Origin of the sequence: Bartonella sp. TS25HLJMH, assembly GCF_042193505.1 — a bacterium.
Lineage (GTDB): Bacteria > Pseudomonadota > Alphaproteobacteria > Rhizobiales > Rhizobiaceae > Bartonella > Bartonella grahamii.
The window spans coordinates 102,858-114,438 of the sequence record NZ_JBHILV010000006.1; the positions used below are offsets into that span (position 1 = coordinate 102,858).

The 11,581-nt window shown below is 35.4% G+C and carries 11 protein-coding genes and 1 tRNA gene; 9 read left to right on the forward strand and 3 right to left on the reverse strand.

Going from position 1 to position 11,581, the window contains the following annotated elements; translation table 11 throughout:
- The first annotated feature begins 274 nt into the window (after positions 1-274).
- The 5 genes from ACFINF_RS04435 to ACFINF_RS04455 all read left to right on the forward strand — a co-directional run bounded on the left by ACFINF_RS04435 (position 275) and on the right by ACFINF_RS04455 (position 3,378).
- On the forward strand, positions 275-1,042 hold the full coding sequence (locus ACFINF_RS04435; protein WP_375619838.1) for an MFS transporter: 768 nt from the start codon (positions 275-277) through the stop codon (positions 1,040-1,042).
- Between the two features lie 104 nt (positions 1,043-1,146).
- On the forward strand, positions 1,147-1,314 hold the full coding sequence (gene rpmG / locus ACFINF_RS04440) for a 50S ribosomal protein L33 (RefSeq protein WP_004864083.1): 168 nt from the start codon (positions 1,147-1,149) through the stop codon (positions 1,312-1,314).
- Positions 1,315-1,649: 335 nt separating this feature from the next.
- Positions 1,650-2,207 (forward strand): thermonuclease family protein, encoded by a 558-nt coding sequence (locus ACFINF_RS04445; protein WP_375619839.1) that lies wholly within the window; start codon positions 1,650-1,652, stop codon positions 2,205-2,207.
- Positions 2,208-2,235: 28 nt separating this feature from the next.
- Positions 2,236-2,865: a uracil-DNA glycosylase family protein gene (locus tag ACFINF_RS04450; protein WP_375619840.1), complete on the forward strand. Its 630-nt coding sequence runs from the start codon at positions 2,236-2,238 to the stop codon at positions 2,863-2,865.
- 21 nt (positions 2,866-2,886) lie between these two features.
- The gene (locus tag ACFINF_RS04455; RefSeq protein ID WP_375619841.1) at positions 2,887-3,378 is read left to right on the forward strand and encodes an Lrp/AsnC family transcriptional regulator; all 492 of its coding nucleotides are present in this window, start codon (positions 2,887-2,889) and stop codon (positions 3,376-3,378) included.
- 35 nt (positions 3,379-3,413) lie between these two features.
- Here ACFINF_RS04455 and cobT read toward each other — a convergent pair whose 3' ends face one another.
- The 3 genes from cobT to glpD form a co-directional block, all read right to left on the reverse strand.
- Complete coding sequence (cobT, locus tag ACFINF_RS04460) at positions 3,414-4,412, reverse strand: nicotinate-nucleotide--dimethylbenzimidazole phosphoribosyltransferase (protein WP_375619842.1); 999 nt, start codon at positions 4,410-4,412, stop codon at positions 3,414-3,416.
- A 391-nt stretch (positions 4,413-4,803) separates the two neighbouring features.
- Positions 4,804-5,784, reverse strand: a complete 981-nt coding sequence (gene dusA, locus ACFINF_RS04465) for a tRNA dihydrouridine(20/20a) synthase DusA (protein ID WP_375619843.1) — start codon at positions 5,782-5,784, stop codon at positions 4,804-4,806.
- A 591-nt stretch (positions 5,785-6,375) separates the two neighbouring features.
- Positions 6,376-7,896: a glycerol-3-phosphate dehydrogenase gene (glpD, locus tag ACFINF_RS04470; RefSeq protein WP_375619844.1), complete on the reverse strand. Its 1,521-nt coding sequence runs from the start codon at positions 7,894-7,896 to the stop codon at positions 6,376-6,378.
- 350 nt (positions 7,897-8,246) lie between these two features.
- Between glpD and ACFINF_RS04475 the strand changes: the two genes are divergently transcribed.
- From ACFINF_RS04475 to ACFINF_RS04490, 4 genes are all read left to right on the forward strand, one after another.
- A complete protein-coding gene (locus ACFINF_RS04475) occupies positions 8,247-9,119 on the forward strand; it encodes a DsbA family protein (RefSeq protein ID WP_375619845.1) in 873 nt (290 codons plus the stop codon).
- Positions 9,120-9,360: 241 nt separating this feature from the next.
- The gene (accB, locus tag ACFINF_RS04480; RefSeq protein WP_375619846.1) at positions 9,361-9,858 is read left to right on the forward strand and encodes an acetyl-CoA carboxylase biotin carboxyl carrier protein; all 498 of its coding nucleotides are present in this window, start codon (positions 9,361-9,363) and stop codon (positions 9,856-9,858) included.
- A 14-nt stretch (positions 9,859-9,872) separates the two neighbouring features.
- Positions 9,873-11,231, forward strand: coding sequence for an acetyl-CoA carboxylase biotin carboxylase subunit (accC, locus tag ACFINF_RS04485; protein WP_273787929.1), 1,359 nt, complete (start codon positions 9,873-9,875; stop codon positions 11,229-11,231).
- 205 nt (positions 11,232-11,436) lie between these two features.
- Positions 11,437-11,512, forward strand: a tRNA-Thr gene (locus ACFINF_RS04490).
- Positions 11,513-11,581: the final 69 nt, after the last annotated feature.

The window sequence follows — 11,581 nt, forward strand, 5'->3', positions numbered from 1 at the left end:
AATTCTTTGCGTGCAATTATTGCAGCTATTGTAACTATTGGCACCGTTGGAACAGCATTGGGAATAGGAACACAACTTGTCTCTCTTCTTATGGCAGAGAAAGGTATTTCCAATAGTATGATCGGCTATAGTGGAACTGTTGGTGGATTTGCCACAATTGTTGCAGCTATTTTTACTTCTCGAATCGCCTTATGCTTAGGCATTTCTAAAACGATATTATTTATGATGGCCATAGGATCTTTAAGTTTTTTAGGATTCTTTTTTTTGAATCCATATGGGTTTGGTTCTTTCCATTTATGCTATTGTCCTAGGATTAGGGTTTGCGGTAGGTCCAACACTATTAGCAAAAGTGGGAACACGAGGATTTATTCCTTTTGCTGTTGGTTATAGTCTTATTATATTGGCTGCTATCCCAATTCTTGCCGCTTGGAAATTAAGTCCAGAATTTCAAAAAAGCCAATATACACCATTTTTTCATTATCTTTTTCACGTTCCAAGCGCAATGATGGCAGTACTTGTTTACGGTGCTATTCAAATGGGCGCATTAACTCTTATTACACCCTTTAGCTTATCCATTGGTTATAATGAGAATGAAGCAGCACAATTTATAGCAACCCTTGCGCTCGGAAATGTTTTCCTCTTAATTCCTATCAGCATTATAAGCGATTATGCCAAAGATCGACGCTATCCGCTGATAAGTTGCGCTATCTTAGGTTTTGTGGGAACTTTCATGGTACCATGGATCATTCAATATCCATGGATTCTGATGCTTGATCTGTTCCTTCTTGGTGGTGTATCAGCGAGCCTTTATACAATCGGCCTTGCACATCTAGGGGCACGTCTCAAGGGACAAGAACTTGCTGCTGCTAATTCTGCTTTTATTTTTTGCTATGGAATTGGTATGCTTATCGGGCCGACCGTTATCGGAAAATCCATGGATATCTTTAATCCTTTCGGTTTTTCAATAGCTATGGCTGTTTTTTTTAGTTTATATGTCACTCTGGTGTTTGTCCAACTTATGAGAAAATTAATCAGCTCTTGACTTTTTTGAGAACATCCGTAGTGTTGCTGGAAAATCTGATGACATCAGAAATAAGTTTTGATAACAAGATAATATTTTTTCAGTATAAATAGGGTTCTTACATTATGGCTAAAGCAGCAACCATTAAGATCAAGCTTTTATCAACTGCAGATACCGGTTTTTTCTATGTAACAAAGAAAAACAGCCGTACAATGACAGATAAAATGAGCAAGCGTAAATATGATCCAGTTGTAAAAAAGCACGTTGAATTTAAAGAAACAAAAATTAAATAAATAGACTTATCATTGAATTGATAGATTTTATACTCCAAAAGAGATGTGGGAATATTGCTCTTCAAAGTTATTTTTTGAGGGGTGTTTTTTGTTTCCTTAAGTTTAAAAAGTTTACTTTAAAATTTGTATGTTTTGTACGGTTTTGAATAAGTTGATTTATTATTTAAGTTGCTTACATATATTCTACATGAATATTTGATTATTGTGATTATCTAACGAAAATTTTGTCATTAAAACGAGACATTGTTTCGTCATATGAATAAAATTTCTCGAACGAATTATAAGCAATACTAAAATAGAGTGCGTTATAATAATGTTAGCAGTTTCTTGGTTTCATGAAAAAAAATTCTCATTTTAATCTAAGAAGCTTAAAAAAAATCACTGGTTTTAATATTTTTGTTGCTGCTAGCATTCTTATTGTTATATCAGTTTATTTTATGCAAAATCAGCCGTTGACTCAAAAAGAAAAATTTTCTTCTCAAAACTCTGTTGAAGGAAATGCGATAATCATTGATGGCGATTCTATCATGATTTCTTCAATTAAGGTTCGACTGGTTGGAATTGATGCTCCTGAACTCCACCAATTTTGTGGAAAAAAGAAGGAACGCTACCCTTGTGGACTTGAGGCTAAAAAATATTTAGAACAACTACTAGAAAATAAAACTGTTACATGTCACTGGCATAAAACAGATCAATACCGTCGTGTTCTTGCAACATGTAAAACAAAACACGTTAGCAATATCAATGCAACGCTTGTACATAATGGTTGGGCTGTAAGTTATTATGAATACCCCAAAGAAGAACAAGAAGCTAGAAAGAAAAAGAAAGGAATATGGGCATCAAGTTTTCAACGACCGCGAGAATGGCGCAAAGCAAATCCTCGCACTGAATAAGAAAAATATTTTTTAATTTCATTGACCAATGAAACGATGTAATCAGATTATTAAACTTGAAAAAAAAATCTATTCCTGTCGTGTTTGTATCCAACAACCACATTATTTCCCTCCTCTTCCTCACGAACCAAATCCCGTCGTTTATTTATCCGATACGGCTTCGATTGCAATTGCAGGACAAGCACCAGGATTGCGTGTCCATGAAACTTCTATCCCTTTTAATGATCGCTCTGGAAAAAGGCTGCGTGATTGGTTGGGGGTAACGAAAGAAGAATTTTATAACAAATCTCTTTTTGCTATTGTTCCTATGGGATTTTGTTTTCCAGGTTATGACAACAATAAAGCTGATTTACCACCAAGGCGTGAATGTCGAGAAATATGGCATGAAAAGATATTTCAAGCGATGCCTCAAATAAAGCTTGTTCTTGCTATTGGCAGTTATGCGCAAAAGTGGCATATTACAGAATTAAAACATAAAACTGTTTCAGCAACCGTTAGTGATTGGAGAAATATTCTTTCCATCCCCCAACCTCAAGGCTATAACGTTATGCCTTTGCCTCATCCATCATGGCGAAATACCTCTTGGTTACAGAAAAACCCATGGTTCAACGATGAGCTTATCATATATCTGCGTCGTTTAGTGCGTAAATTTTTATAAATTAAAATATTGAGAAAAAATATGGACCGTCTTGACCGAAAAATTTTACATCTTTTGCAAGAAAATGCAACACTTTCTGTTGCTGATATTGCTAAAAAAGTGGGACTTTCGACCACTCCTTGCTGGCGTAGAATTCAAAAACTTGAAGAAGATGGCGTCATTCAGCGTCGTGTTGCCGTTCTCTCTCCAGAAAAAGTGAATGCGCACGTCACTGTTTTTGTGTCTATTCGCACAAACACACATAGTCATGAATGGTTTAAGCGTTTTTCAAAAATTGTGCAAGAATTCCGTGAAGTCATTGAATTTTATCGAATGAGTGGAGATATTGACTATTTATTGCGTGTTGTTGTGCCCAACATTGAAGCTTATGATCTTTTTTATAAAAAATTAATTTCTAAAATTGACATCCGTGATGTCTCATCTTCTTTCGCAATGGAACAGATTAAATATACAACGGAACTTCCACTCAATTATATTAAATTACACGACAAGACGCATGAACAAACCTCTTAAGAGTTTTTTATATCGTCTCATTATCTTTTAGGCATTCAAACTTCCTTGTTAAAAACCACCATTTGTGCATGTGTTAAAACAGCAGCTTTGACAATACCAGCTGCCATAGCTGCTCCTGTCCCTTCACCAAGACGCATCCCCAAATCCAGAAGTGGTTCTTTGCCAATTTTTTTTAAAAGTTTACGATGAGCTGTCTCAGAAGAAACATGTCCAACAAGGGTATGATCAAGAGCTTTTGGATGCATTTTATAAAGGACTGCTGCAGCTGCTGTTGCTACAAAACCGTCTAAAATAACGGGTATTTTTCCTATTCTTGCTGCTAAAATAGCACCAACCATAGCAGCAATTTCACGTCCTCCTAAGCGACGCATTATCTCAAAAGGATCATTAAAATAATCCTTATGCAAAGAAATGGCTGTCTTAACCGCTGCGATTTTACGCTGATAAAAATCACCTTCTGATTCCATACCATTTTCTGTCCATTCTTCCACTTCTCCTCCAAACAATGCTAAGCATAAAGCTGAAGCTATTGTTGTGTTTCCAATTCCCATTTCTCCAATACATAAAAGATCTGTCCCACCCGCAATGGATTCCATTCCAAATGCCATTGTAGCAGCTGCACTCCGCTCATCCATTGCAGCATCCTTCGTAATATTCATTGTTGGATATTCCAATGCTAAATCAAATATTTTTAATCCAAGATCATAAGCAATACAAATTTGATTGATAGCAGCTCCACCAGATGCAAAATTTTGCACCATCTTTTGTGTCATAGATTGTGGAAATGGTGTAACATTTTCTTCTACTATACCATGGTTTCCAGAAAAAATAGCGACCAAAGGTCGCGTTACAATAGGTTTTTCTGTACCCCTCCATCCCGCATACCAAACAGCAATATCTCCCAGTTTTCCCAATGTTCCTTGCTCTTTTGTTAAGTTTTTTTGCCGTTTTTTTGCCAAGATTATAGAAAACTCATCAGCAACAGGTAAATTTGTAAGCAAAGCACGAAAATCATCAAATGGACTAGCGGTCATAAGGATACCTTTTAAAATCTACAATGTTTATGAAAATCACGTCATATATATAGGATATGAATAATTTATTGTTTTTTAAATAGTGCCTTAAAAGCGTTAAATATTATGAAAGCAATGATTTCTATATTCTATGTTCTAATCAAATAACGAATATGAAAGATTTAAAAATATTATCAATATGTTATTACTATTTTTACATTATGCTCTTAACCTATTTTTCTATTAAATAGAAGCAATCAGCATGTTGTTTAATATATAAATTCTAACATTCCTTCTATAACAGAAGTTGCAAACTTTCAAAAACTCATAAAATCGAAGGGATCAAAATGATCATAAAGAAATCAAAAAACAAAGGATCTCAACTTTAACATATGTTAATGCCAGGCTGTTATTAAATGAGAGCATAAAAAGCTTCTTTTAAAATACATATATCTGCATTTGGTTTTGTCGCATCATTTGATAATATTTGCCTCCATCGACGTGCACCACCCCGCCCATGAAATAAACCAATCATGTGACGCGTCACATGAGAAAGGCGCCCTCCCGATGCAATATGTCGAGCCGCATAATCACACATAACCTCAATAAGATCACTCTCACTCAGATTATTTTGCGCCTCATCATAGAGTTCAAAATCAATATGTTTTAACAAAGCTGGATCATGATAAACTTGGCGACCAAGCATGACAGCATCACAGAAAGTTAAGTGTTTTTTGATCTCATCTATCGATTTAATTCCACCATTTATCCCAATGAATTTATGAGGATATTTACGTTTTAATTTATAAACCCTTTCATAATTAAGGGGCGGAATATTGCGATTTTCTTTCGGACTCAATCCTTGTAGCCATGCCTTGCGTGCATGTATCCAGAGCGCATCACATCCAGCATTCCAAACCTGATTAGCCAAAAGATCTAACGCTAACTCTTCATCTTGTTCGTCTACTCCAATCCGACATTTGACAGTTACTGGTATAGTAACCTCTCGTTTCATCGCTTCCACAGCATTTGCCACGATGTCTGGATGTAGCATCAAACAAGCCCCAAAGACACCTGCTTGAACACGATTTGATGGGCAACCGACATTGAGATTTATTTCGTTGTAGCCAAAATCTTCAGCAATTCGTGCAGCTACTGCTAACTTTTTCGGATCTGCCCCCCCTAATTGTAATGCAACTGGACGTTCTTTATCGCTAAAAGCCAACAATTGTTCGCGAACACCATGAATGACAGAATCTGCTACCATCATTTCCGTATAAAGGAGTGCTTTTTTCGTTAAAAGACGATAAAAAAACCTGCAATGTCGATCTGTCCAGTCCAACATTGGTGCTACTGCAAATTTTACAGGTGATGGAAGGTTGTAAAATATCATGAGGGTACTATTACTCTCATATCCCTATAGCTCTCTTTATACATAGAAAAATACTTACTTTTAGTTTACGGAAAGTTTTATTCTCTTATACTATCATGAGTATAATAACAGCCCATTATCTTCAATTGATATAAAGATTTACTACAATCAATCATGATAAAACACAATATGGCATTTCTTATAGATTAGTGTTCAGGTATATAAACATGAAAAAAATTTTTCATAATAGATTTAATTTTCTTTAGATTTTTTTTAACTTATTGTGCAAATAAACGCTACAGAAGGTACTTTTATCTTCTCCTCAAGAAAAAATAAAAATCCTTATTTTACACGAAGCTAATTATAAATCATTTTTTCTCAATGAGTGATTCTTGGTAATATTCTTGGATTTCACTTTATAAGATAGATAAATTTGATCCTAAATATTCTATCTAATTTTGCCATTTTATGACTCTTGCAAAAAAAAACTAAAATCAGGGTATAGACAATCATTGTCTTTTTAATATGTATGACTGACACCAGTATCTCTTGAGAAAAAAATATTTTACAATATTGCAAGATAAAATCTGTAAAATGAAATGATCATAAACGTTATTCAATCTCTTGTTTACCTTGCATATAGGAAGAAAGAGTATCAACCTCTTGTTCATTAAATAGGAGACCAAGTTTTGAACGACGCCATAACACATCTTCACATGCTTTAGCCCATTCTTTTTCCATCAACCATTTTACTTCTACTTCATAAAGCCCATGTCCAAAATTTTTTCCTCTATTTGCCTTACCATGTGCAAATATCACTAATGCTTCCGTACCATAGGAGCGTGCGAGTCTTCGATGTGTAAAAGCATCTAAATCTGGCATCAAAAGAGCAATCTTATTTTCGATTATATTTAATTGATTATACGGAAAATCACCCCCTGGAAGTACTGTCTTAGCCGTCCATGATTCTCCCTTTTTACCAAGCGCTTTTTCAACAAATTTCATCGCATCTTCAGCCAACTTACGATAAGTTGTAATCTTTCCACCGTAAAGATTAAGAATCTTTGGTGTTGTCCCTGTTCCCATTTCTTTTAAAACATAATCGCGCGTAATTTCTTGTGCTTTTGAAGCTCCATCATCATAGAGTGGACGAACTCCAGAGTAAGACCAGACAATTGTTTCAGGCAACACTGGTTGTATGAAATATTCACTGGCTGCTGTACAAATGTAATCAATTTCTGTATCAGTAATATGAACGTCAGCCGGATCTCCTTGATAATTACAATCTGTTGTTCCAAGCAAGGTAAATTCTTCTTGATACGGAATAGCAAATATAATACGCCCATCACCATTTTGAAAAATATAAGCACGATCATGAGTATAAAGCTTAGGAACCAAAATATGAGAACCTCTAACAAGCCGTACTGGTGGATGTTCTTTACAGTCTAATATGCTTGCCAAAACATGATCAATCCAAGGTCCTGTCATATTCGCAACATAAGAAGCTGTAACACTATATTCTTTACTACTTAACTTGTCTTGAAGAACGATACGCCATTTATTGTCTTCTTTTTTTAAAGAGAGAACTTCTGTTCGTACTTTTATATCAGCTCCCCACTTTTCTGCATCACGAGCATTGCCAATAACTAAACGCGCATCATCTACTCTTGCATCAGAATATTCAAAACCTCTCTGATATTCTTTCTTCAGTGTAGAGCAAAATTTTTTTGAAAAATTAATTGTTTTACTACGCCATAATTTCTGATTCCAATTCCCTAAATAATCATAAATAAAAAGTCCAAAACGCAACATCCAAGCAGGGCGCAATTCTTTATGATAAGGAAGGAGAAAACGCAAAGGACGCACAATATGCGGAGCCATACGTAAAATGATCTCGCGTTCTTTCAATGCTTCACGAACAAGTTTGAACTCATAGTGTTCAAGATAACGAAGCCCACCATGAATAAGCTTTGTTGACGCACTTGAGGTCCCAGATGCAAGATCGTTCATTTCAGCCAATCCCACTTTAAATCCGCGTCCTGCTGCGTCTCTTGCCAATCCACACCCGTTTATCCCTCCCCCAATGATAAACAGCTCATAATGTGTTGTGGTTTTCATAATTTCACTTTTCATTTCATTATTTAATTTTGTTTCTCAGTACTCAATAAAGCAATAGGAAAAAATAATACAAGTGTTCTTCATTGTATTATCAACGTACTTTTTTCTAAAATAAACACACACAAAAAGCTTTTGATACCCTTATACATCAAAACAATATTTGACAAATTAAAGAGATTTTTTTTATCTTTTACAAAAAATAATCCTTGCCAAGCCAAAGTTCATCATATGAAGTCTTTTTAGAGAAAAATTGATGTTTTTTCTCATTCTTAAATACACACTATAGCTAAATGCTTTATTGCACATAGATAACGCTTTTCATATAGTTCACTCAATGACACACTAGGAAATATGAAGGTATACAGATGACTCATCACTCTCAAAATTCGAAAATAACACCTCTTTCAAAAATTTTAGTCCCAGTTATGTCGAGTATTTTAATCTTTTTACCTTCTTTATCAAACGCAACATCACACTCAAAAACAGCAAATCATTTAAGCTTAGAAAAGCTTAAAACACAACTTTTGGAAGATTCTAGCTTTTTATCTAAGCTTAAAGAAAAAATGATACCACATACTGATTCTCATCATATTCAACAAATTGTCAGAGAGTACCTTCTTACTCATCCAGAAGTTCTGATTGAAATGCAGCTTATTCTTCAAGATAAGCTGGAAAAACAGAATGAATACGAAAACAAAATACAAACTTCTGTCATCCATTTATTAGAAAAAGAAATTTTTCATTCTCCTCATGACGCCGTTTTGGGAAACCCAAATGGTAAAAAAGTGCTTGTCAATTTTTTTGATTACAACTGTGGATATTGTAAAAGTTCCTATTCACATATAGAAGACTTGATAAAAGAATATCCAGATTTAAAGGTTATTATTAAGGATTTACCAATTTTAAGCTCTGATTCTATGGCAGCCCATACTGTTGCCTACGCATTTCGAAAACAATTCCCAGAGAAATATCCTCAGTTTCACAAAACGCTTTTAATGTATCAGGGTCGCGCAAATGAAGCTAAAGCTATTAAAGTAGCTGTTTCATTAGGAGCAGATGAGAAAAAACTACGTAATGCAATAAAAGATCCGACTCTACAAAACGCTTTTAAAGAAAATATCCAAATTGCCTCTAAACTTCATATTACGGGAACACCTTCTTACATCATTGGTAATAAAATATTCATTGGCGCAGCCAGACAAGATACTCTAAAACAAGCGATAGACAATACACGGTGAATACCTGATCAGTTTTAGGAAGAATACTGTAAATGAGGTAATTTTATGCTTTCTCTTTTTTGATAACAGGCTTATAAGTGCAATTTTGCGTAAAGCAGATACGAGTTTAAATTGCAAAGTATAATGATTTAAAGGAAATAAAAATCTTTAAAGCCTCAAAAGATCTCATCCCTAATCTAGAGATATTCGGTCATAAAATGAGATAATGACGATCTTCATTGATCAAGGAGTTAGAAATAAAATGGCAACAAAAAAAATGGATTCGGCAAAAACCGCAATTGATACGAAAATTATTCGTGATCTTGCTGAAATTTTGAATGATACCAATTTAACGAACATTGAAGTTGAACAAGGGGAGCTTCGTATTTGTGTCTCACGCCAAAATACCTTAACTTCTTCTGAGCAAGCAATCTATGCTCCTGTTTCTACTCCTACTTTTTCTGTAACATCTTCTCCGGTCCCAACAACTGAATCTCCCATACAATCTATCCAAGAAGATAAATCAAAAAACACAATAACCTCTCCGATGGTTGGAACAGCTTATCTTGCACCTTCACCAGGTGCACAACCTTTTGTAGAAGTAGGACAAAATGTTTCTGAAGGAGAGACATTACTTATTATTGAAGCCATGAAAACAATGAATCAAATTTCATCACCACGCTCAGGCACGGTAACCACTGTTCTTGTCAAAGATGGCCAACCTGTTGAATTTGGTGAACCACTTCTTATTGTTGAATAAAGCGAGGGGCAACCATGATTCGAAAAATCCTCATTGCTAATCGGGGAGAAATTGCTCTTCGCGTTTTGCGTGCATGTAAAGAACTTGGCATAAAAACCGTAGCTGTTCACTCTACCGCTGATGCAGATGCAATGCATGTTCGTCTTGCTGACGAAAGTGTTTGTATTGGCCCTCCTCCCGCTCGCGATTCTTATTTGAGTATTCAGCAAATTATTGCTGCTTGTGAAATTACAGGAGCTGATGCTGTTCATCCAGGTTATGGCTTTCTTTCTGAAAATGCAAAATTTGCAGATGTTCTAGAAGCCCATGATATTACATTCATCGGTCCAACAGCTACTCATATCCGAATCATGGGCGATAAAATCGAAGCAAAGAAGACCGCCAAAAAACTTGGTATTCCTGTAGTTCCCGGTTCAGATGGAGCAGTCACTGAAGAATCAGATGCTTTACGCACTGCTCGTGAAATTGGTTATCCCGTTATTATCAAAGCTTCTGCCGGTGGTGGTGGACGTGGTATGAAAGTCGTTCATTCTGAACAAGAATTTTCTATAGCTCTCAAAACAACGCGTTCAGAAGCGAAAGCTGCTTTTGGTGATGATGCTGTTTACATAGAGAAATATTTAGAAAAACCCCGTCATATTGAAATTCAAGTCATAGGTGATGGTGCGGGAAATGCTATTCATTTAGGAGAACGCGATTGTTCACTTCAACGACGGCATCAAAAAGTATGGGAAGAAGCTACATCACCTGCACTTAATGAAACTGAACGAAAAAAAATTGGTAGTATTGTTGCAAATGCCTGTGCCCAACTTGGATATCGTGGAGCTGGTACTATTGAATTTCTTTATGAAAATGGCGAATTTTATTTCATTGAAATGAATACGCGTTTACAAGTCGAACATCCTGTAACTGAAGCAATTACAGGTATAGATTTAGTCCATGAACAAATCCATATTGCATCAGGCTGCGAGCTTTCAGTGACACAAGATGATGTCTGTTTTTCTGGTCATGCCATTGAATGCCGTATTAATGCAGAAGATCCTATTAACTTTACGCCATCACCTGGAACCATTACACATTTTCATACACCTGGAGGTTTAGGGATTCGTGTTGATTCAGGTGCTTATTCAGGTTATCGCATCCCCCCTTATTATGATAGTATGATTGGAAAGCTGATTGTTCATGGACGTACCCGTTTAGAATGTATGATGCGTTTACGGCGTGCTTTAGATGAATTTGTCGTCGATGGGATAAAAACTACACTACCTCTTTTTCGCGATCTTATTAATAATCAAGATGTTGCTGATGGTAATTATAATATTCACTGGCTAGAAAAATACCTTGCTCATCAATCAAAGTCTTCAGATTCGTAATTCGATAGCAAAATGGTAAATTCTTATAAAAGATTCTATAAGATATCAACATAAGAATAATTCCAACCTTGCTGTAAAAAGTGGTAAAAGAGGAAATAAGTTGGTTATTTTTTTATTTGTTATATAGTTTTCTTTTAATATGTACAAAATTTGATAATTTTCTGTTTTCCTTTTTGTGAGTTTGTGCTAACTCCTACATGGTTACGCCCTTATAGCTCAGTTGGTAGAGCACCTGATTTGTAATCAGGGGGTCGGGAGTTCGAGTCTCTCTGGGGGCACCATTTTGTATCTTCAACATATTGAAATATATAGATTTTTTCTTTAAATAGCCATTTTCAGACCACCTTTTA

Excerpts from the sequence above, each read along its gene's own strand:
- ACFINF_RS04435 (WP_375619838.1), top strand. The coding sequence starts at position 275 with ATGGGTTTGGTTCTTTCCATTTATGCTATTGTCCTAGGATTAGGGTTT.
- rpmG (WP_004864083.1), top strand. The coding sequence starts at position 1,147 with ATGGCTAAAGCAGCAACCATTAAGATCAAGCTTTTATCAACTGCAGAT.
- ACFINF_RS04445 (WP_375619839.1), top strand. The coding sequence starts at position 1,650 with ATGAAAAAAAATTCTCATTTTAATCTAAGAAGCTTAAAAAAAATCACT.
- ACFINF_RS04450 (WP_375619840.1), top strand. The coding sequence starts at position 2,236 with ATGAAACGATGTAATCAGATTATTAAACTTGAAAAAAAAATCTATTCC.
- ACFINF_RS04455 (WP_375619841.1), top strand. The coding sequence starts at position 2,887 with ATGGACCGTCTTGACCGAAAAATTTTACATCTTTTGCAAGAAAATGCA.
- cobT (WP_375619842.1), bottom strand. The coding sequence starts at position 4,412 with ATGACCGCTAGTCCATTTGATGATTTTCGTGCTTTGCTTACAAATTTA.
- dusA (WP_375619843.1), bottom strand. The coding sequence starts at position 5,784 with ATGATATTTTACAACCTTCCATCACCTGTAAAATTTGCAGTAGCACCA.
- glpD (WP_375619844.1), bottom strand. The coding sequence starts at position 7,896 with ATGAAAAGTGAAATTATGAAAACCACAACACATTATGAGCTGTTTATC.
- ACFINF_RS04475 (WP_375619845.1), top strand. The coding sequence starts at position 8,247 with ATGACTCATCACTCTCAAAATTCGAAAATAACACCTCTTTCAAAAATT.
- accB (WP_375619846.1), top strand. The coding sequence starts at position 9,361 with ATGGCAACAAAAAAAATGGATTCGGCAAAAACCGCAATTGATACGAAA.
- accC (WP_273787929.1), top strand. The coding sequence starts at position 9,873 with ATGATTCGAAAAATCCTCATTGCTAATCGGGGAGAAATTGCTCTTCGC.